19 protein-coding genes (1 of these 19 only partly in view) are annotated in these 19,661 nt (G+C 75.3%); 6 read left to right on the top strand and 13 right to left on the bottom strand.

The window, feature by feature from the left end:
- Positions 1–18: 18 nt before the first annotated feature.
- The 4 genes from BGO37_RS07835 to BGO37_RS07820 all read right to left on the bottom strand — a co-directional run bounded on the left by BGO37_RS07835 (position 19) and on the right by BGO37_RS07820 (position 5,979).
- Entirely contained in the window at positions 19–2,346 is a 2,328-nt protein-coding gene (locus BGO37_RS07835; RefSeq protein ID WP_291753698.1) for a redoxin domain-containing protein, read from the bottom strand.
- Positions 2,347–2,540: 194 nt separating this feature from the next.
- Complete coding sequence (locus BGO37_RS07830) at positions 2,541–3,593, bottom strand: DUF4190 domain-containing protein (protein WP_291753695.1); 1,053 nt, start codon at positions 3,591–3,593, stop codon at positions 2,541–2,543.
- Positions 3,594–3,710: 117 nt separating this feature from the next.
- The gene (locus BGO37_RS07825; protein ID WP_291753694.1) at positions 3,711–4,991 is read right to left on the bottom strand and encodes an RNA methyltransferase; all 1,281 of its coding nucleotides are present in this window, start codon (positions 4,989–4,991) and stop codon (positions 3,711–3,713) included.
- A 385-nt stretch (positions 4,992–5,376) separates the two neighbouring features.
- Positions 5,377–5,979, bottom strand: coding sequence for a TetR/AcrR family transcriptional regulator (locus BGO37_RS07820; protein WP_291753691.1), 603 nt, complete (start codon positions 5,977–5,979; stop codon positions 5,377–5,379).
- 83 nt (positions 5,980–6,062) lie between these two features.
- Here BGO37_RS07820 and BGO37_RS07815 point away from each other — a divergent pair, with 83 nt between their 5' ends.
- Together BGO37_RS07815 and BGO37_RS07810 are read left to right on the top strand one after the other, a co-directional pair.
- Positions 6,063–6,935 carry a hypothetical protein gene (locus BGO37_RS07815; protein ID WP_291753690.1) on the top strand — a complete coding sequence of 291 codons (873 nt, stop codon included), beginning with the start codon at positions 6,063–6,065 and terminating at the stop codon, positions 6,933–6,935.
- On the top strand, positions 6,932–7,465 hold the full coding sequence (locus tag BGO37_RS07810) for a DinB family protein (protein WP_291753688.1): 534 nt from the start codon (positions 6,932–6,934) through the stop codon (positions 7,463–7,465). The genes BGO37_RS07815 and BGO37_RS07810 overlap by 4 nt, the downstream gene beginning before the upstream one ends.
- Here the strand turns inward: BGO37_RS07810 and BGO37_RS07805 are convergent, their stop codons facing one another.
- The 4 genes from BGO37_RS07805 to BGO37_RS07790 form a co-directional block, all read right to left on the bottom strand.
- Complete coding sequence (locus tag BGO37_RS07805; RefSeq protein ID WP_291753686.1) at positions 7,466–7,879, bottom strand: hypothetical protein; 414 nt, start codon at positions 7,877–7,879, stop codon at positions 7,466–7,468. It abuts the gene before it with no gap.
- Positions 7,880–7,962: 83 nt separating this feature from the next.
- Positions 7,963–8,850 (bottom strand): aminotransferase class IV, encoded by an 888-nt coding sequence (locus BGO37_RS07800; protein WP_291753684.1) that lies wholly within the window; start codon positions 8,848–8,850, stop codon positions 7,963–7,965.
- 208 nt (positions 8,851–9,058) lie between these two features.
- Positions 9,059–10,177, bottom strand: coding sequence for an NADH:flavin oxidoreductase/NADH oxidase (locus tag BGO37_RS07795; protein WP_291753683.1), 1,119 nt, complete (start codon positions 10,175–10,177; stop codon positions 9,059–9,061).
- A 42-nt stretch (positions 10,178–10,219) separates the two neighbouring features.
- Positions 10,220–10,642 (bottom strand): VOC family protein, encoded by a 423-nt coding sequence (locus tag BGO37_RS07790; protein ID WP_291753681.1) that lies wholly within the window; start codon positions 10,640–10,642, stop codon positions 10,220–10,222.
- A 378-nt stretch (positions 10,643–11,020) separates the two neighbouring features.
- On the opposite strand from BGO37_RS07790, the gene BGO37_RS07785 reads away from it, so the two are divergent.
- Positions 11,021–11,746 (top strand): HAD family phosphatase, encoded by a 726-nt coding sequence (locus tag BGO37_RS07785; RefSeq protein WP_291753680.1) that lies wholly within the window; start codon positions 11,021–11,023, stop codon positions 11,744–11,746.
- A gap of 93 nt (positions 11,747–11,839) precedes the next feature.
- Here the strand turns inward: BGO37_RS07785 and BGO37_RS07780 are convergent, their stop codons facing one another.
- The 4 genes from BGO37_RS07780 to BGO37_RS07765 all read right to left on the bottom strand — a co-directional run bounded on the left by BGO37_RS07780 (position 11,840) and on the right by BGO37_RS07765 (position 16,242).
- A complete protein-coding gene (locus BGO37_RS07780; protein WP_291753679.1) occupies positions 11,840–12,325 on the bottom strand; it encodes a TIGR00725 family protein in 486 nt (161 codons plus the stop codon).
- Positions 12,322–12,942: an L-threonylcarbamoyladenylate synthase gene (locus BGO37_RS07775; RefSeq protein WP_291753676.1), complete on the bottom strand. Its 621-nt coding sequence runs from the start codon at positions 12,940–12,942 to the stop codon at positions 12,322–12,324. The genes BGO37_RS07780 and BGO37_RS07775 overlap by 4 nt, the downstream gene beginning before the upstream one ends.
- A gap of 82 nt (positions 12,943–13,024) precedes the next feature.
- A complete protein-coding gene (locus BGO37_RS07770; RefSeq protein ID WP_291753674.1) occupies positions 13,025–15,085 on the bottom strand; it encodes an elongation factor G in 2,061 nt (686 codons plus the stop codon).
- A gap of 164 nt (positions 15,086–15,249) precedes the next feature.
- Complete coding sequence (locus tag BGO37_RS07765; RefSeq protein WP_291753673.1) at positions 15,250–16,242, bottom strand: FKBP-type peptidyl-prolyl cis-trans isomerase; 993 nt, start codon at positions 16,240–16,242, stop codon at positions 15,250–15,252.
- A 175-nt stretch (positions 16,243–16,417) separates the two neighbouring features.
- Here BGO37_RS07765 and BGO37_RS07760 point away from each other — a divergent pair, with 175 nt between their 5' ends.
- Positions 16,418–17,491 carry a Gfo/Idh/MocA family oxidoreductase gene (locus BGO37_RS07760; protein WP_291753672.1) on the top strand — a complete coding sequence of 358 codons (1,074 nt, stop codon included), beginning with the start codon at positions 16,418–16,420 and terminating at the stop codon, positions 17,489–17,491.
- A gap of 49 nt (positions 17,492–17,540) precedes the next feature.
- Entirely contained in the window at positions 17,541–18,038 is a 498-nt protein-coding gene (locus BGO37_RS07755) for a flavodoxin domain-containing protein (protein ID WP_291753670.1), read from the top strand.
- Positions 18,039–18,149: 111 nt separating this feature from the next.
- Here BGO37_RS07755 and BGO37_RS07750 read toward each other — a convergent pair whose 3' ends face one another.
- Positions 18,150–19,304, bottom strand: a complete 1,155-nt coding sequence (locus BGO37_RS07750) for a VIT1/CCC1 family protein (RefSeq protein ID WP_291753668.1) — start codon at positions 19,302–19,304, stop codon at positions 18,150–18,152.
- 149 nt (positions 19,305–19,453) lie between these two features.
- Between BGO37_RS07750 and BGO37_RS07745 the strand changes: the two genes are divergently transcribed.
- Positions 19,454–19,661: the 5' portion of an MFS transporter gene (locus tag BGO37_RS07745; RefSeq protein ID WP_291753666.1), read on the top strand. The gene runs 1,070 nt beyond the window's last position; only the first 208 of its 1,278 coding nucleotides appear in the window; the start codon lies at positions 19,454–19,456; its stop codon lies beyond the right edge, outside the window.

The raw sequence follows: 19,661 nt of genomic DNA, 5'->3' as shown, positions 1-19,661 counted from the left end.
ATGAAGATCCCGGGGGGGTCAGGAGCCCAGCAGCGGGAGCGTCAGCGTCGACGGGGCCCCGGAGACGAGCCGGATGGGCACGCCCCAGTCCTGCTGCGCGAGGTGGCAGGCCGGGTACTCGACGGCGGGGTCCGCGTCGCAGCTGGCGGCCCGTGCCGAGACGTGCAGCACCCCCTCCGCGACGTCGGGGTTGAGGCGCACCGTCCTGGTCAGCGGGGTGTCGTCGCCGGCGCCGGCGAGCAGCAGCTCCGGCGGGGACGACGAGATCGACAGCTGTGTCGAGGGGCCGTAGCGGTCGTCGACCTTGTGGCCCGGAGCCGGCGTGAAGGGCACGACGAGCTCGAGGTCCCCCGGTGCCAGCTCCGTGACCGGCCGCTGGGTCCGGTGCGCGCCGTGGTCCACCGCGATGGCGCCCGACGAGGCCAGCCGGGTGATCCGGTGCGCCGCCGACTCGACGACGAGCACCCCGTCCGCCGTCACGACGAGGCCCGACGGCTCCGCGAGCCCCTCCGCCACCGTGGAGACGGTGCCGCCGGCCGTCGTCGCAGCGCCAACGTCGGTCGTCGGGCGGCCGTCGGCACCGGGTTGGGTGGACTTGCAGTCGTCGGACGCCTGGAGTTCCACCCGGTCTCCGGTGCCCAGGGCCGCGTCGGCCGCCACCGTGGTGGTTTCGCCGCCTCGAGCGGCCTGGGCGGACTTCCAGTCGCCGGGTGCCTGGAAGTCCACCCGCGCCGCGATGGGCAGGGTCGCCTCGGGCGAGCCGACCCGCTCAGACCGGGGAACATCTGGACCGCTGGGTGAGCCGGATGTTCCCCGTTCCGGGGTCCAGCGGCGGACGGCGCCGTTGTAGGTGTCGGCGACGAGCACGGAGCCGTCGTGGTCGATGGCCACGCCGAGCGGGTGCTGCAGCCGGGCCTCGTCGGCCGCGCCGTCGCGGTGGCCGAAGTCGAACAGCCCCGCGCCGATCACCGTGTCGACCTGCGCCGCTCCCAGCGACCCCGTGACCAGGCGCAACGCGGAGGTCTCTGAGTCCGCGACCCACAAGCGGGCCTCGTCGTCCACCGCCAGGCCGGACGGCTGCGCGAACCACGCCTCGCCGGCCGGCCCGTCGACGAGGCCCTCGTTCATGGTCCCGGCGACGCGCTGGATCGACCCCTCCTTGGGGTCGAACGCCCAGAGCGTGTGGTTTCCCGCCATCGCGACGACGAACGCCGCCCACGGCTCGAACCACACGACGTCCCACGGCGACGACAACCGCGCCCGCCGCGGTGCGGGCAGCACGGCCGCGGGGACGTGCGGCGTCGAGGAGACGCGGAGCGCGGAGGAGAACGCGGCCTTGGATGCCAGCGCGTCAGGGTCGAGGTCGACGACGGGCGAAGGCCCCGGCTCGACGCCGGCCTCGTCGGGCCGATCGCCGGCCACATCGCCATCGTCGAGCCCGTTGCCGGCCCGGTGGTCGTCCTCGAGCCGGATCACGTTGTCGGGACCGCCGACGACGTACTGCTCGCCCGTGCCGGCCAGCGTGACCACCGCGCCGTCCGCGAGCCGGACGCCGCGCAGCAGGTGGTTGGCCGTGTCCGCGACCACGACGTCGTAGTCCACCCAGGGCGACAGCTCCGACGGGACGAGGCAGAGGCCGTTCGGCTCGGCGAACCGGGCCTCGTCGGGCCCCCCGTCGACCCAGCCGCGCTCGCCGGAGCCGATGCGCCGGACGAGCGTCTGCCCGTCCGGCTCGAGCTCGGCGAGCGAGTGGTGCCCGGCGTCGGCGACGAGGAGGCGGCCGTTCGGCAGTGCCACCGCCTTCGCGGGGAAGCGGAGCGTCCTGGGCGTCGGCTCCGGCGCCACGTAGGGTCCGTCGCCCCGGCGCAGCGTGCCCTTCGCATCGTGCTCGTCGACCTGCACCTCGACGAGCGCGGCCAGCGCCGGGCCGTGACCCTCCCCGGCCAGGTGCGCGACGACGTAGCCCTCCGGGTCGATGACGACGAGCGTCGGCCAGGCCCGCGCCGCATACGCCTGCCAGGTGAGGAGCGTGGGGTCGTCGAGCACGGGGTGGTGCACCTCGTAGCGCTCCACGGCCGCCGCGAGCGCGTCGGGGTCCGCCTCGTGGACGAACTTCGGCGAGTGCACGCCCACGACGACGAGCACGTCCGCGAACCGCGCCTCGAGCTCCCGTAGCTCGTCGAGCACGTGCAGGCAGTTGATGCAGCAGAACGTCCAGAAGTCGAGCACGACGACCTTGCCCCGCAGGTCGGCGAGGCTCACCGACGCCCCGCCGGTGTTCAGCCACCCGCGCCCGACGAGCTCGGACGCGCGGACGCGAGGCAGCGGAGTCGAGGTGGTGGCCATGGACGACAGGTTATGGCGCCTCGCACGAGGTCCATGACGGCCCCGGCTCGTCGGAGCATCCTCCGCCCGGTGACGGGACCGAGGCGGGCCGAGGCCGACCTGGCGCGCGGGGACGCGCGCAAGGCGCGGCGGCCTCACGAGCGACCTCGGTCTCGTCCTACCGAGCGGACTGTGGGGGTCTCCGCACGTCCCGATCAGGTCGAGGAGTTCTGGCCGAGCAGGACGACGCACTCGGCGCTGCCGTCGGTGCGCCCGCCGCAGGTCATGCCGTACTCCGCGTAGTCGGAGCCGGGCGGCGCGGATGTGTAGAGCTCGTCGCAGGACGCGCCGTCGCCGGCGGCGCAAGCGTCCCACAGCCGGTCGAGGTGCGTGTTGTCCCCGTAGGAGACCGCGCCGATCGACGTGCACTCGTACCCGCCCTGCGTGCGGCCGCCGCACGTGTCGCCGAAGGCGTGCTCCGCGGACCCGTCGCGGGTGGTGTTGTAGAGGGTGTCGCACGCGGACATGTTCCCGTTGGCGCACTCGTCGTGCAGCGCCTGGTGCCGCTGGTTGAGGAACACCGGGATGGCGATGGCGAGGAGGATCCCGCCGACGATCCACGCCGCGCCGAGCCAGATCCCCGCGAGCGCCATGCCTCGGCCGCGAGCACCGGACTTCTTGATCCGGCTGAGGGCGATGGGCCCGAAGACGAGCGACAGCCAGCCGCCGAGGATGCCGAAGACGAGCGCCGCGATGGCGAAGCCGTCCGTGCTGGGGTTGTACGGCGCGTATGTGGCGTAGGGCGAGCTGCCGTAGGGCTGACCGGGCGGCGGGTAGCCCGGTCCCGTGATGATCGGACCGGGGTAGGCCGACGGCGCGCCGCCGAATCCTGGGGCTACCGGCGGATATCCCGTCGGGCTCGTCGTGCCGTAGGGCGCTTGGCCAAAGGGCGCGGGACCGCCGTAGGCAGCCGACGGCACCGGAGCGCCGTACGGCGAGGCGGCCGCAGGCGGCGGGTACGACGACGCCGGGTACCCGGCCGGCTGGCCCGGGTAGCCCTGCCGCGGAGCTCCTGGGTAGGCCGGCTGCGGTAGGCCCGCGTGGCCGGGGTCCGCGGAGCCTCCGTCGCCGGGGGGCGCGGCGTACGACGAACCCGGGTCGGCGTGCGACGCGCCCGCGCCGGGTGCCGGCGGCTGGTTCCAGGGCGGCCCCGCGGGAGTGACCGGCTCCGGCACCTCGCCGGGGGTCCAGGCGGGCTGCTCGTCCATGCGCGTCTCCTCGCTGGTGCACGCTCGTGCCCGGCTCATCCAACCGCAGCGCGGCACCGCCCGGACCTGAACCGCCGGGAATCACCCGGGCGCTCGCGGGCGTCGCTCGGCCGTCGGTCAGGCTCGGCGTAGCACCCAGATGCGGGGGTGGTGACCCTTGGCGAAGACGCGCACCGGTGGGCCGAGGGGGGTCCAGAGGGCGGCGGCGTCGGCGACCGCGCGTTCCATGATCCGTACCTCGTGGGTCAGCACGGCGAGCCGCCCGCCGGGGGCCGTGACGGCGTGCGCCGCGGCGAGCAGGCCGGCATGGACGGCGGCGCCCGTCGCGTGCGAACCGTGCAACGCGCCCCAGGGCGGGTCGGCCAGAACCAGGTCGAACGGCTCGTCGTCCAACGCGGCGGTCAGGGCGGACGACGAGGTGGCGTCGGCCTGGACCAGGCGAACCATCGCCGGCCCGGCCGCGGAGGCGCCGTGCGATGCGACGGTCGGGGGGCCGGTGCGGGAAGGGGTCGCCTGCCGGTCGGCACCGGCCGGGCCGGCGCCGCGCGTCGCCACTCCGGCGCGGTCGCCGTGGGCCGGCCCGGCGCCCAGCGGCGAGACTCGGCCGCCCTCATTCCCGGCCGGGCCGGCGGCCGGGTCGGCGAGCACCGGCAGCGCCGCGACCCGCAGGTCCGCCGCACGCAGGTTGACGGCCGCCGACTCGAGCGCCGCGGGGTCGTCGTCCACCCCGACCGCGGCCGCCGCCGGGCCCGCGAGCAGGCGCTCGACGAGGAGCGTGCCCGAGCCGCACATGAGGTTGAGCACGCGCTCGTGCGGGCCGATCCCCGCCAGCCGGCTCATCGCCGCGGCGATCGTCGCGTTGGCGGCGCCGGGGAAGTCGACCTCGCGCCACCGCCGGGCCGACAGCGGCCGCGCGCCGAGCCGCACGAGCACGTCCCAGCCGGGGTCGGCGTCGGGCCGGGAGGTGTGCCCGCGAGCGACGCGCACGACGAGCTCGCCGTGCTCCGGGTCGTAGGCCAGGCCGGTCGCCTCGTGGAGCAGCTGCGCCAGCCGCGCGAACACGGCGGAGTCCGAGCCGGCGGCCTCGAAGCGGAAGGACGCCGAGCCGCCGACCCGCAGCGACGCGTACATCGCGTCGACGATGCGTGCCAGGTGGTCGCCGCTGGTCAGGGAGCGCGGCCGGGGCACGTCGAAGTGGCGCACGACGAAGGCGGCGACGGCCGTCCGCAGCCCGAGGACCTCCGCGAGCGGGCCGTCGACGTCCACGCGGAGGGCGTCGTCCCGGCCGGGGGCCGGGCGAGGCGGCCGCTCGAAGGAGAGGCGCTCGACGATCTCGTCGGCGACGACGTCGCCGAGGCCGGGCAGGAACGTGACCTCGACGGTGGTGCCGCGCGACACGCCGGCCGTGCCGGTGCGCCCGGCAGGCCGCCCGGCGGCCTGGCTCGGTCGGCGCTCGGCACCGCCCCTGCCCGCCGCCCCGCCCTGGCCGGCACCGGGGCCCGTGGCACCGCCGGCTCGTCGGCCGCTGGCGTCTCGCTCGCGGGGCCGGTCGGCTCGCCCGTCCGCTCGTCGGCCGCCCTTCTCCTGCTCGCTCGGGGCGCCGGCTCGTCGTCGGCCGCCCGCGCCTCCATCGCCCGGCTCGTCGGCTCCCCGCCGATTCGTCGGTGCGGACCGACGAGGTGGCGTCGAACCGTCGAGGCGGCCGTCCCGCGGCGGCCGTGCCGGCCGGCCAGGGCGCCCGGACGCGTCGTCGTGCCCGGGGCGGTGGGGACGAGCCACGGGCTCAGGCCGACTCGGCGGCGACGGCGCCGACCGCGCGGAGCACGAACTGCTCGGTCTGCCGGACGATGCGCTCGCGGGCCGCGGAGTCGCCGGCCGGGCCGTGCGCGGACAGGCACGCGTTGACCAGCGGGACGGTCGTGTCGAGGTCCTGGTCGGGGAACAGCCCGGCCTCGATGCCGCGGCTGAGCACGCTGCGCAGCACGGACTCGAAGGCGACGACGTGCTCGCGCAACCGGGCCGCGGTCTGGCGGGACACCATGGTCCGCAGGTCGGCGCCGGGGAACTGCTGGTCGTGCCCGAGCCGCACCTGCGCCCGCACGTAGTGCCGCAGCTTCTCGACCGGGTCGTCGATCTCGTCGAGGCGCCGCTGCAGCAGCGCCGCGTAGCGGTCGGTCTCGTCGGCGATGAACGCGACGAGGAGCGCCTCCTTGTCCTCGAAGTGGTTGTACACGGCGGTGCGCCCGACCCCGGCGGTGGTGGCGATGTCCGCGAGGGTGATCGTGTCGAACCCGTGGTCCGCCATGAGTGCCGAGAGGGCGTCGAAGAGCCGGCGGCGCGTCTGCTCGCGATGCTCGCGCAGCGATCCGCCGATGATCTTTGGCATGCTGACATGCTTCCACACCGTGTCAGGTAACCGTGACCGGGACCCACGGACCGGATTCGGCGCTCGTGTGTACGGTGGAGCACGTGCCCGCCCCGGTCCTGCCGACTGACCTGGACGATTGCCACGTCCTGGCGCTGCCGTCCGGCACCGACGTGCGGGTGCTCGCCGTGGCATGGTTCGTCGGCGCCACCTGGGACTCCTTCCCCCTGGCGGCCGAGCCCGTCACCTTCGCGGCCCCTCCGGAGCGTCGGTTCCGCTCCGCGCAGGAGGCGCGCCCGCGGCCCGGTCGCCTGCGGCTCACGTCGCACGCGGGCCTCGTCGGGCCGTGGCCGTGGTCCACGCGGCAGGCACGGGGCCAGGGCCTTCCCGACCGTGCCCTCGACCTCTACGCGCTCGACCGGCAGGTATCGGACCCGTTGGTGCTCGGCTGGATGACCGCGGCCGCCCGGCGCAGCGGTGGCGCCGTCATCTCCGCCGACCGCCGGCAGGTGATCGTCCCCGACGCCGGTGCCCCGGTCGACCTGACGCTGTGGACCGGCACGGTCATGGCGTCCGCCGACCTCGTCGCGACGGTGCGGCCGCTGCTCGCCGGCTCGCGGCTCGGGCAGGTGGAACCGCTGCCCGACGGCGGCTACGCGGTGACGTCCCGCTTTGAGTTCGACGGCGCCCTCACGGTGACGGCGCAGGGGCGGAACGCGGTGCCGGTGGCCGTGGCAGGGCTCCAGTGGGGCGACTACGGGCCTTGGACGTACACGGTGGCGTGGGTGCCGCCGGACCCGGCCGAGCTCACCGTGGAGCAGCCGTCGCGCACGCACGTCATCGCCCGCACGCGGGTGTCGCCGATCGTCGCGCGCGCGGCGCGCGCCGTGCTCGGCGCGGCGGGAGGGGTCGTGGTCGACGACGGCGGCTTCCCGGTGTCCGAGGACGAGCTGATCCAGAGGGGGACCACCCTGTGAGCGAGACGCCGGCGCCGATCGAGCCCGACGACAAGGACTGGACGTGGGTGCTGCGGCGCCCGTGCCCGGAGTGCGGCTTCGACCCGTCCGGCGTGGACGCGTCGGCGGTCGGCGCCACCGTGCGGGCGACCGTGCCGCGCTGGGCGAGCGCCCTGGCCCGGCCGGACGTGGCGCAGCGCCCCGCGCCCGCGGTGTGGTCACCGCTGGAGTACGGCGCGCACGTCCGCGACGTGTTCCGGCTGTTCGACGAGCGGCTGCGGCTCATGCTCGACGAGGAAGACCCGCTGTTCGCCAACTGGGACCAGGACGCCACCGCCGTCGCCGACCGCTACGACCTGCAGGACCCCGCCGTCGTCTCCGACGAGCTGGCGTCGGCCGCGACTACGATCGCGGCCGACTACGACGCGGTGCCCGACGACGCGTGGGAGCGCCCCGGCCGACGGTCCAACGGCTCGGTGTTCACGGTGCGCACGCTGGGGGTGTACCTGCTGCACGACGTGCTGCACCACCTGCACGACGTCGGCGCCTGATCAGTTCCCCTGGACGTACTGCGGGGCGCTGCGGAACGGCAGGCAGGGGTCCCCGGCGAGGTACGGCGGCTCGACCGGGTAGCGCGCGGCGTAGCCCGCCATGTAGGCGTCCCGCTCGGCGGTCGTGTCGAAGTACGCCTCGACGCCCTGGCAGACGAGCTCCCGGGTGACCGCCGGGGCGGTGGCCAGGCCGTGCGCCTGCAGCAGGGCGATCTCGCTCGGGCTGACGTACTGGTCGTGGTACGCGGGACGCAGGGCCATGGTGCGCAGGGTCGACGGCCCGGTGGCGCCGTGGGCCTGCGTGCCGGCACCGGAGAGGAGGACGACGAGAGCGGCGACGCTCGCCAGCACCCAGCCCCGCCGGTGGCGGGCAGGCACGGGCTCGTCGCCCCAGGAGACACCGTCGTCGTCCACGAGCCACTCCCTCGTCAAGCCCCCTGCGAGGCCAACGATACCTTCACGATTCCGCCAAGCAACGACCTCGGTGGGGGAAAACGTCAGTCGGTCCGCGCGACGAGGTACGCGTTGACGGCGGCCGTGAGGGCGTCGTCGACGCGATGCGGCACGCCGTCGACCGCGGTGATCGGGACGGCAAGCCGGACCGAGCTGGTCAGCCACAGCGCGTCCGCCGCCGCGAGCTCGTCGACCCGGATGTCGCGGAGCTGCGTGGACAGGCCGATGCCCTCGGCATAGGCGAACATCCCCTGCTGCGTCGTGCCGGGGAGCACGCCGGCCTCGGCCGGGGTGGTGACGAGTGTGCTGCCGAAGCGGGCGACGAGCGAGCTCGTCGGGCCCTCGAGAACGTAGCCGTCGGTCGTCGTGAAGAGGACGTCGTCCGCGCCGCGCCGGGCGGCCTCGCGCAGCGCGGCCCGGTTGACGGCGTAGCTGAGGGTCTTGGCGCCCTGGAGCAGCCACGGCGCGGTCTCCGTGACGTCGAGCGCGTACCCGCGGTTCAGCAGCACCACCGCGAGGCCGTCGCGCCGAGCGGCGGTGAAGTCCTCGGACACGTGGACGTGCGCCCAGCCGATGGGGCCGACGGTCGGGTCCTCCTCGTCGCCCCTGGTCAGCACGTACTTCACCGCGGCGTCGGAGGCGTCCTCGAGCATGGCGATGCCACGCTCGATCGCCCTGGTGTAGACGTCCGGGTCGGGCTCGGGGAGGTCGAGCATCGCGGCAGAGCGGGCGAAGCGCGCCAGGTGGGCACCGGCCGCCTGGACCTTGCCGTCCCGGATCGCCGCCGTCTCGAAGATGCCGTCGCCGCGGGTCGCGGCCAGCACGGTGGCGCGCAGGGCCGTCTCGTCGGCCGGGAGGACCCGGAAGGGCTCGCCGGGGCCGGTCTGACCGAGGGTCGGCCGGTCGATCATCACGAGGATCCCGGTGCTCATGTGCGTCCTTCGTCGTCGTCCGCCCGGGCCGGGTGCGGTTCACGGGCCGACGACGAGGATAGGTCGCCGGCGGTGCGGGCGGGCGGCCGACGGGGTCCGGGGCACTGCCGCACCCACCTACCTGCCACAGGCCTCGCACGCCACGAAGGGGCGATGTGCGCCTGCTCCGCCCGGCCGGGAGGAGACCCGGCGCGCTGCGTCGGCCGCATCAGTTCCAGGAGCCGCGTTCGTACTGCACCGGCCAGCCCGTGGACTCGCCGGGCCGCACCCGTGCGTCCGCCCCGACGAAGGCCAGCGCCGGGGTCGCGACCCCGAGCTCGTGGGCCGCACGCAGCGGCCAGGAGGGATCGAACAGCGCGGCGCGGCCGACGAGGACGGCGTCCGCCGAGCCCTCGGCGAGGATCGCCTCCGCCTGGGCGCCGCTGGTGATGAGCCCGACCGCCGACACCGGCAGGCCCGACACCTCGCGGACGCGCCGGGCGGCGGGGACCTGGTAGCCGGGGGCGGCGGGCACCGGCACCGGCAGGTTCCCGCCCGTCGAGACGTCGACGAGGTCCACCCCGTGTCCGCGGAGCACCGCCGCCACCGCCGCCACGTCGTCGACCGTGAGGCCACCCTCGGTCCAGTCGGTCGCGGAGAGCCGGACGAGCAGCGGCTTGTCGTCTGGCCACACGGCCCGCACGGCGTCGGTCGTCTCGACGAGGAGCCGCGCGCGGTTCTCGGGGCTGCCGCCCCAGCGGTCGGTGCGCACGTTCGACAGCGGTGACAGGAACTGGTGCAGCAGGTAGCCGTGCGCGGCGTGCAGCTCGACGGTGTCGAAGCCGGCGTCGAGCGCGCGCCGGGCGGCGGCGGCGAAGGCGTGCGGGATGGCCGCCACCTCGTCGTCGGACAGTGCGACCGGCGTGGCGAGTCCCGGGAACGAGACGGCGGACGGCGCCACCGTGGTCCAGCCGCCCTGCTCAGCGGGCACGGAGCCGTTGCCCTCGTGGAACGGCCGGAACGTCGACGCCTTCCGCCCGGCGTGCTGCAGCTGCACGCCGACGAGCGCCCCGCGGGCGTGCACCACGTCGACGATGCGCGCCCAGGCCTGGGCCTGCTCGTCGTTCCAGAGCCCGGCGTCCTGCGGCGTGATGCGACCCTCCGGGACCACCGAGGTGGCCTCGGCGATCACCAGCCCGAACCCGCCGACCGCCCGTGCGCCGAGGTGGACCAGGTGCCAGTCGTTCGGGACGCCGTCGACCGCCGAGTACTGGCACATCGGGGGGAGCCAGACACGGTTGCGGATGGTGGTGCCGCGCAGGGTGAGGGGTTCGAAGAGGAGGGCCACCTCGCGAGCGTACGTCCGCCGCGAGGGGGCCCCCGACGGGCGTCAGCCCTGCCGCGCCCCGATGCTCACCATCCAGCCGACGCCGAAGCGGTCGGTGAGCATGCCGAAGGTGTCGCCCCACGGCGCCGTGTCGAGCGGCACGCTGACGGCGCCGCCCGCGGCCAGGCCGTCCCAGTAGCCGCGGAGCGTCGCCTCGTCGTCCGGGCCGCCGGACAGGGACAGGCTGATCGCCGAGCCCTCGCGGCGCTCCATGCCCGGCGGGGTGTCGCTCGCCATGAGCGTCATGCCGGACGCCGTCACCAGCTGCGAGTGCATCACGCCGTCGGCGTCCCCCGGGACGCTCGGCGTCTCGAAGGCGCCGAACGGCGTGATGTCGAGCTGGCCGCCGAAGACGGACCGGTAGAACTCCATGGCCTCGCGGGCCTCGTGGCCGAAGCTGAGGTAGGGGTTGAGCGTGGTGGCCATCGTGTGCTCCTTCGTCGGGATGGGCTCCATGACATCGTCCGGCGGCCCACTGACATCGGCCACCGCGCCGCGGGTTAGCCGCACGTTACGGGCGCGCTCTCCCGTGTGACGGACTCCGGCCGGGGGTTACGTGCCGGTGAAATCTCGGTCCGTCGTCTGGCCGTCCGAGTGGCTGCCGGAGACGATGAAAGCCGTCCGGCAGACGCCGGGCGGGCAGAGGACGAAGGCCGCGCGCCGACGCCGGGCTCGGAGGCGACGACGGGCGTCCGGCCGAGGCCGAGCGCCGGAGATGACGAAGGGCCCCCTGGCCGACGCCGGGTGGCGACACAAGGCGCCGAAGGTCCGTGCGGCGCCCGGGCGGTGGGCCGAGGGGGAACCGTGACCGACCTGTTGAGGCGGCCGACGCCGGTGGCCCGTGGCCTCGAGCCGTGGGAGCCCGTGCCCGACGACCCGCGGCCCGACGCCGTCCTCTTCGACATGGACGGGCCCCTGTTCGACACCGGGACCATCTGGGCGGGAGTCGTCGGCGCGATGGTCCGGGGCCACGGCGGGGTCTGGCTGCCCGACGACGACGACGCGGTGCTCGGCTGGTCCGTGCCGGCGCTGTGCGCCGAGATCGCGCGCCGCGGCGTCCCGCTGCCGTCCGACGAGGTCGCCGAGCGCCTGCACGCCGGCGTGGCCGCCGTGCTGCGGCGCGGCCTGCCCTGGCGCCCCGGTGCCCAGACGCTGCTCGTCGCGCTGCGACGCGTGGGCGTGCCGTGCGCGCTCGTCACGGCGACGCACGCGTCGATCGTCGACGGCGTCGTCGCGCAGCTTCCGGAGGGCGTGTTCGGTGCCGTCGTGACCGGGGACGGCCCGTCCCGGCCCAAGCCGGAGCCGGACGCGTACCTGCTCGCGGCCGACGAGCTGCGCGTCGACCCCCGGCGCTGCGCCGCGGTCGAGGACCTGCCGGCGGGTGTGCGCGCCGCCCTGCGCGCGGGGGCGCTGACGTATGCCGTCGACCCGACGGTCGGTCTGCCGCCCGACCTCCGCGCGGACCCGCGCCTGCGGCGCGTCGACGGGCTGGCTGCCGTGGGCCGGGCGGTGCTGGCGCCGTCCTGGTAGCCGCGGGCGCACGACGGTGTCGGGGGCGGGCCGGCAGCCGGCCTCGCGGCCAGCGTCACCCCCGCCGCGCGGGTGTGCCCGGGCAGCGTCGGGTCAGGCGTCCGCGAGCACCCGGTCGACGGCGGCCAGGGCCGCGTCCAGGTCCGGCGCCTGGCGGATGGCGGGGCCGCCGGCCGCGGCCTCGTCGGGCAGGTTCCAGAAACCGAGCGCGACGACGGGGACGCCCGTGCGCACGGCCAGCGCCACCTCGCTCAGCGTCCCCCACGAGCCGCCGACCGCGACGACCACGTCCGCCGCGCGCACGACGAGCCAGTTGCGCAGCTCCCCGAGCCCGGTCGGGATCGCCACGGTGAGGTGCGGGTTCCCCTCGGTCCGGTCGAGGCCCGGCAGCAGCCCGACGACGAGCCCGCCGGCCCCCGCCGAGCCACGCGAGACCGCCGCCATGACGCCCCCGCCACCGCCGCACACGACGACGTGGCCCCGGCGGGCGAGCTCGCCGCCGAGCCGCTCGGCGGTCTCGTCCTGCTCCGCCGTGGACGACGAGGGCCCGACGACCGCGACGTACCGCCGTGCGCTCACGCGAACCGGTCCGGGTCGCCCGCCCCGACGCGCACGACCTCCGGCTCGCCGCTCGTCCAGTCGACGACCGTCGACGGCTCCATGCCGCAGTCGCCGCCGTCGAGGATCGCGTCGAGCTCGTCGTCCAGCTCCTCCTTGATCTGCCAGCCCTCGGTGAGGGGCCACTCGGCGCCGGGCATGAGCAGGGACGACGACAGCAGCGGCTCGCCGAGCTCGCGCAGCAGCGCCTGGGCGACCGCGTTGTCGGGGATCCGCACGCCGACGCTGCGCTTGCGCGGGTGGGCCAGCCGCCGCGGTACCTCGGAGGTCGCCGGGAGGATGAACGTGTACGGCCCCGGCGTCGCCGCCTTGATGGCCCGGAACGCGTTGTTGGACAGGATGACGAGCTGCCCGAGCTGCGCGAAGTCGGCGCACACGAGGGTGAGGTGGTGGGCGGCGTCGAGGTGGCGGATCCGCCGGATGCGCTCGGCGCCGTCGAGGTCGTCGATGCGCGTCCCGAGCGCGTACATCGAGTCCGTCGGGTAGGCGATCACCGCCCCCCGCCGCAGCAGCTCCGCCACCTGGGCGATCGCGTGCGGCTGCGGGCTGGTGGGGTGCACCTCGACGTACCGGGCCACGGGCACCATCCTGCCCCGCCGCCCCGGGACGACGAAGGGGCGCCCCGCACCGGCGGGACGCCCCTTCGCGGTCGGACGACGATCAGGCCGGCACGAGGTGGCTCGGCAGGATGTCGTAGTGGTCGGGCTCCATGGTCAGCTCGGCGCGGCCGCCCGTGATCGACCGCAGGTCGAGGACGTAGCGCGCGAGCTCCGACTCCGGCACGAGCGCCTCGATCCGCACGTTGCCGCCCTCGAGCGACTCCGTGTCGGCGATGCGACCGCGGCGCGTCGACAGGTCGCCCATGACGTCGCCCTGCACGGACGTCGGCACGGTGACGGAGATCCGCGACACCGGCTCCAGCACCACGGAGCCGGCGGCGACGAGCGCCTCCTTCACCCCGAGGGCGGCGGCGGTGCGGAACGCCATGTCCGACGAGTCGACGGGGTGCGACTTGCCGTCGTAGACCTCGACCCGGATGTCGACGATCGGGTGCCCGTGCGGACCGCCCTGCGCCATGCCCTCCTGGATGCCCTTCTGCACGGCCGCCATGTAGTTGCGGGGGATCGAGCCGCCGACGACGGAGTCGACGAACTCGTACCCGGCGCCGTGCGGCAGGGGCGACACCTTCATGTTCACCACGGCGTACTGGCCGTGGCCGCCGGACTGCTTCTTGACCTTGCCCTCGGCCTCCGCGGTGCCGGCGATCGTCTCGAGGTAGCCGACGGGCACGGGGGAGGTGGTGACGTGCACGGAGAAGACGCGGGCCAGCCGCTCGAGGGCCACCGCGAGGTGGGTGTCGCCCAGGCCCCGCAGCACCGTCTTGTCGGCGACGCGGTCGACCTCGAGCGTCGGGTCCTCCGCCACGAGCCGCGCGAGCGCCCCGGACAGCCGGTCGTCGTCCGACTGCGTGACCGGCTCGAGCGCCAGGCCGTACACCGGCTGCCTCGCCTTGCCGGGCCTGGCCCGCAGCGACGTCCCACCGGGCGCACCCTTGCCGGCGAGCAGGGAGCCCGACGGCGTGTTGGCGAGCTTCGGCGCGGCGGCGACCTCACCCGCGACGGCTTCGTCGACCGGTAGGTGCTCCTTGCCGCGCATCCGGAACAGCCCGGGGAGCCGCTCCTCGGTGCCGGTGGTCGTGTTCACGAGCTTGTCGCCGGCGTGGATGGTGCCGGACAGCACGCGGAACAGCGTGACCTGGCCGACGAACGGGTCGGCGACGGTCCGGAACGCGTGCACCAGCACGGGCCCCGCCGGGTCGGGCGCGACCTCGATCGCGGTGTCGCCCGCGTACACGGTGGCGACGGACTCGGTCGGGACGGGCGAGAGCTCGCACACGAGGTCGGCCAGCCGGTCGATCCCGACTCCCGTGAGGCCGGAGGCGATGAGCACGGGGAACGCCTCGCCGTTGCGGACCTCCGCCGCGAGCGTCTTCTCCAGCTCGGCGATCGACGGCACCTCGCCGCCGAGGTAGGCCTCGAGCTGCTCGTCGTCGTGCGAGACGATCTCCTCGGTCACCTCGTCGTGCAGCCGGTGCTCCTCCTCGGTGAGCTGCTGCGGCACCGGCTGGCTGTGGTGGCGGCCGTCCGGGTCGTACGCGTAGGCCTCCTCGGCGAGGACGTCGGCGATGCCCTCGAACGCGGACTCCTCGCCGGTGGGCAGCTCGAGCGGGACGAGCCCCTCGCCGAACGCCTCCCGCAGCTCGTCGAGCACGCGGTGGAAGTCGGCGCGCGGCTTGTCCTCCTTGGTGATGACGAACATCCGCGGGACGCCGAGGTCGGCGGCGGCCTTCCAGGCGAGGTGGGTGCCGGCCTGCACGCCCTCGACGGCCGACACGACGACGAGCGCGACGTCGGCCGCGGCCACCGCGGCGTCGACGGACGAGGCGAAGTCGAGGAAGCCGGGCGCGTCCAGCAGCGTGAGGTCGTAGGTGTGGCCGTCGTCCGCCTCCCAGGTGAACGGCGCCGCGGCCAGCGACAGGGAGATGTGCCGCGCGATCTCCTCGGGCTCGTGGTCGGAGACGGTGGTGCCGTCCTCGACCTTCCCGGGCCGGGTCAGCACGCCGGCGCGATGGAGCAGCGCCTCGGCGAGCGTGGTCTTGCCGGCACCGCTGGCGCCGAGCAGCGCCACGGTGCGGACTCTGGGCTTCGTTGCCTGGTCCATGTCGTCTCCTCAGGGAGTTCCGTCTGGCCAGGCTAGCCACAGCGGGCCGAGCACGACAGGACAACGGTCCCTCGCGCCGCCGGCGGTGTCCCGGTGAGGGGAGGCCGCCGCGCGCGGGGGACCGTCGCGGTGCCGGGCCGGGCCCGGCCGGTGTCAACCGGGCGTCAGGCGGCGGCGAGGATGTCGACGACGAAGACGAGCGTCGAGTTCGCCGGGATGCTGCCCTGGGCGTTGGCGCCGTAGCCGAGGCTGGGCGGCACGACGAGCAGCACCTGCGAGCCGACGGTCTGCCCGACGAGGCCCTGGTTCCAGCCGTCGATCACCTGGGCCTGCCCGATGTTCTGGACGGGGAACGTGGCGCCGCGGTCCCACGACGAGTCGAACTTGGTGCCGTCCCAGAGGTAGCCGGCGTAGTTGACGACGACGGTCTGGCCGCTGGCCACCTTGGCCCCGGTGCCCTGGATGAGGGGCTGGACCACGAGGCTGGTCGGGGCGGCGCCCGTCGCGGCGGTCAGGGACGGCTTGCCGTTCGCGTCCAGCGTGACGGTCGGCAGGCCGGCGGCGGGGGCGACCGCCGTGCCGGTGGCGCGCGTCGGGACCGCCTGGGTCTTGCTGACCTCGAGCAGGTCCACCACGGTCAGCGGGTTGCCGGAGCTGTCCTGCGTCGGGGCGGCGAGCAGGATCCGCGAGCCGACGTGGGCCGCGACGAGCTGCTGGTACAGCTCGGCGAAGAACGACGAGGAGTCCACGGTCGTGACGACCGGCGAGCCGCCCGACCACGTGTCCCCGCGCTCGCTGCCGTCGGCGCCCGAGACCTCGAGGACGTGCAGCGTGACGAGGTCGCCCTGCGCGACCGCGTCGCCGGTGCCCTGGTCGATGGTGCGCGCGACCTGCGAGGTGACGGTGAACGGCTTGGAGGGCAGCGCGAGGGTGGGCTTCGCGCCGGCCGCCCCGGTGACGGTGACGGCCTTGAGCGCGGCCTCGTCGGCCGCGGTGTCGACGGTCGGGGTCGCCGAGGGTGCGGCGGACGAGGTGGCGCTGCCCGAGGGCACCGGCGGCGTGCTGCCACCGCCCGAGCAGGCGGCCAGGCCGCCGAGCCCGAGCACCAGGATCACGGCAGCAGCGATGCCACCTCGGACGGTCGTCGAGCGGCGCACGCTGGTCCTCCCAGGGTTCACGGGGGTTGTGCCGGCGCGTCGGCCGACGCGACGACGGTACGCGACGAACCTGTGTGACCGGCAATCGCGCAGGTGGGGGACCTGGGGAGATCCTGCACGCTACCCTGCGCAGCGGCGCCCGCCCGTGGAGGGCGGGCCATGCCCGGGAGGTGCGATGTCCCCGTTCCGATTCGCCGTCGTCGGCTCCGGCTGGCGCTCCGAGTTCTTCGTCCGGATGGCCCGGCTGCTGCCGGAGCGCTTCACGTGCGCCGGGGTCGTCACGCGCGAGGCGGAGCGCGGCACCTGGGTCGAGCGGCAGTGGGGCGTGCCGACCGTCCGCACCGTCGCCGAGCTGCCGCCGCTGGCGCCCGAGATGGTCGTCACCGGCACGCCCTGGCCGGTCACGCCGCACGCCGTCACCGAGCTCGTCGGCCTCGGGCTGCCGGTGCTGGCGGAGACGCCGCCGGCGCCCGACGCCGACGGCCTGCGCGCGCTGTGGGCGGCCGTCGGCTCGTCGGGCCTGGTGCAGGTCGCCGAGCACTCCCCCGCGATGCCCGTCCACCAGGCCCGGATCGCCGCGGTGGAGTCCGGGCTGATCGGGCGTCCGACGAGCGTCCAGGTCTCCTCGACCCACCTGTACCACGCGGTCGGGCTGGTCCGGCGGCTGCTCGGGGTGGGCCGCGGCCCGGTCGTCGTGCGGTCGTCGCGGTTCACCGCGCCGCTCGTCGACCCCATGACCCGCGACGGCTGGACCGGCCGGGCCGAGCCGATCGACCGCTCGACGATCCTCGCGACGCTCGACTTCGGCGACGGTCGGAGCGCGCTCTACGACTTCACGGACAACCAGTGGCACAACCCGCTGCGGACCAACCGGATCGTCGTCCGGGGCACGCACGGCGAGCTCGTCGACGACACCGTGACGCGCTGGGTGGACGAGCGCACGGTCACGAGCTCGACGTTCCACCGCTGGCAGACCGGCATCGAGCAGAACCTCGACGGCTGGGACACGCAGCACATCTCGCTCGACGGACGGGTGCTGTGGCGCAACCCGTTCGAGGGCGCGCGCCTGGCGGACGACGACGTCGCGGTCGCCACCCTGCTGGCGCGGTGCGCCGCCTGGGTGCGCGGCGAGGGACCCGCGCCCTACCCCCTCGCCGACGGCTGCCAGGACCACCTCGTCGGGCTGGCGATCGAGGAGTCGGCCCGCACCGGCGCGCCGGTGACCGCGGGTCCCGAGGCATGGGCGTGACCCGACCGGGTCTTGGCACGGCCGTCCTGGTCAGAGGATTCTGAGGGCCATGACCACGCTCGTCGTCTACGAGACGATGTACGGCCGCACGCGTGACGTGGCGCAGGCGGTCGCCGACGGGTGCGGCGGCGGTGGCGACGTCCGCCTCGTCGAGGTGGGCGAGCTCGCGGCGGGGCTGCCGGACGACGTCGCGCTGCTGGTGGTCGGCGGCCCGACCCACGCGTTCTCCATGACGCGGCCGGGCACGCGCCGGGACGCCGGCAAGTACGGCCGGACCATCTCGCAGACCGGCGTCCGCGAGTGGCTGGCGGCGCTGACGGTTCCTGCGGGGCTGCCCGTCGCGGCGTTCTGCACCAAGCTCGACAGCCCCCTGTCGGGGTCGGCGGCGCGCGCGATCGCGCAGCGGCTGCGCAAGCTCGGCGGGCGGCTCGTGGTGCCCGCCAAGGACTTCTACGTCAAGGGCACGCAGCCGGAGCTGCTGGCAGGGGAGCTGGACCGCGCCCGCGCGTGGGGGGCCACCCTCATCGCGGCGTCGGCGTCCCGCTGACGCCTCCCGGCGCATCCCTCCCGGGTGGCAGGCCGCGCTCCGCGGTGCGTCGCCGTCCGCGACGCGACCTGTGCCGAACGCCCTGAGTGCCCGGTCGCCCTCGGCGCGACCTCAGCCGACGGTCGTCTGGAACAGCAGGCCGAGGCCATAGGTCACGGCGGCGGCGCCGTAACCGATCGCCAGCTGGCGCAGCGCCCGCCGCGCGGGTGAGGCGCCCGAGAGGACGCCGACCACGGCGCCGGTGCCGACCAGCGCGAGGCCGACGAGCCCGGCCGCCCACGCCACGGCCGTCCACCCGGTGGCGCCGAGCAGGTAGGGCAGCACCGGGATCAGCGCACCCGAGCCGAAGAAGCAGAAGCTGGTCCAGGCGGCACCCCAGGCCGTGCCGATCGCCTCGTGCTCGTCGGCCGGAGCCGCCGCCTCGGGTGCGGCCTCGCCCGGCAGCGGCGTCGAGCTGCGCAGCAGCGAGGGCCCCACCGCGTGCGCGGCCTGGTACCGCTCGAGCGAGGACAGGACCGTGTCGGCGCGCGCCTGGGCCGCCTCCGCGTCGAGCCCACGGGCTCGGTAGACGAGTGCGAGCTCGTTGGCGTCGACGTCGAGGTCGGGCAGCACGGAGCCGGCTCGCGGGTCGGGGCGTCCGGCCTCCAGCAGCTCGCGCTGCGAGCGCACGGACACGTACTCGCCGGCGCCCATCGACATGGCCCCCGCCAGCAGCCCGGCGAGCCCGGACAGCAGCACGGTGTGCGTCGGCACGCCCGAGGCACCGATGCCGAGCACCAGGGCCAGGTTGCTGACGAGGCCGTCGTTGGCGCCGAACACCCCGGCGCGGAACCGGCCGGAGATGCGGTTGCGACCGCGCCGCGCCAGGCCGCGGACGACCTCCTCGTGGATGCGCTCGTCGGCCGCCATCCGGGCGGTGGCGTCTTCGTCGAGGGCGTACGACGAGCGGGACTCGGCGCGCTGCGCGAGCGCGAGCGTGAACACCGAGCCGAACCGACGGGCGAGCAGACCCAGCACCCGGCTGCGCCGGTCGCCCGGCCGGGGCGGGCCCACCTGGTCGCCGAGCAGCTCGAGCCAGTGGGCCTCGTGCCTCCTCTCGGCGTCGGCCAGCGCCAGCAGGATCTCGCGCTCCTCGCCCGTGCGGCGCGACGCGAGGTCGCGGTAGACGGCGGCCTCGGCCCGCTCGTCGGCCAGGTTGCGGCGCCACCGCCGCACCTGAGCGGACGTAGGGGCCGGGCGCGCCGCGGGGGGAGGTGAGGTAAGCATCGCCTTCCATGGTGACAGACGCGTTTGCCCTGGTCACGCCACCGCGGAGATTCGCATGCCTGAACACTCCCGCTCGCCGGCCCGCGCGTCGGGCCCACCGGCCGGTCCGTCCGCACGCCCACGGCGCGGCCGACCGTAGGCTCCCGGGCGTGCCCTCCCTGCTCGTCGACACCGAACCGCTGCGGGTCAGCCCGGCGTTCCGGCGGCTGTGGTCGGGCCTGGCCGTGTCCAACATCGGGGCGCAGCTGACGGTCGTCGCGGTCGGCCTGCAGGTCTACGGCATCACGCACGCGACGTTCCAGGTCGGCATCCTCGGGATCGTCGCCCTCGTGCCGCTCGTCGTCTTCGGCCTCTACG

The organism is Cellulomonas sp. 73-92, assembly GCF_001898175.1.
GTDB lineage: Bacteria > Actinomycetota > Actinomycetes > Actinomycetales > Cellulomonadaceae > Cellulomonas.
Note: the sequence above shows the minus strand (reverse complement) of the source record. Positions and strands in the feature narration are given on the sequence as shown.

What these genes read in the sequence shown, in the direction of transcription:
- BGO37_RS07760 (WP_291753672.1), top strand. Translation starts at nt 16,418, where the DNA reads ATGTCCCCGTTCCGATTCGCCGTCGTCGGCTCCGGCTGGCGCTCCGAG.
- BGO37_RS07800 (WP_291753684.1), bottom strand. Translation starts at nt 8,850, where the DNA reads ATGAGCACCGGGATCCTCGTGATGATCGACCGGCCGACCCTCGGTCAG.
- BGO37_RS07790 (WP_291753681.1), bottom strand. Translation starts at nt 10,642, where the DNA reads ATGGCCACCACGCTCAACCCCTACCTCAGCTTCGGCCACGAGGCCCGC.
- BGO37_RS07750 (WP_291753668.1), bottom strand. Translation starts at nt 19,304, where the DNA reads ATGCTTACCTCACCTCCCCCCGCGGCGCGCCCGGCCCCTACGTCCGCT.
- BGO37_RS07835 (WP_291753698.1), bottom strand. Translation starts at nt 2,346, where the DNA reads ATGGCCACCACCTCGACTCCGCTGCCTCGCGTCCGCGCGTCCGAGCTC.
- BGO37_RS07820 (WP_291753691.1), bottom strand. Translation starts at nt 5,979, where the DNA reads ATGCCAAAGATCATCGGCGGATCGCTGCGCGAGCATCGCGAGCAGACG.
- BGO37_RS07770 (WP_291753674.1), bottom strand. Translation starts at nt 15,085, where the DNA reads ATGGACCAGGCAACGAAGCCCAGAGTCCGCACCGTGGCGCTGCTCGGC.
- BGO37_RS07755 (WP_291753670.1), top strand. Translation starts at nt 17,541, where the DNA reads ATGACCACGCTCGTCGTCTACGAGACGATGTACGGCCGCACGCGTGAC.
- BGO37_RS07830 (WP_291753695.1), bottom strand. Translation starts at nt 3,593, where the DNA reads ATGGACGAGCAGCCCGCCTGGACCCCCGGCGAGGTGCCGGAGCCGGTC.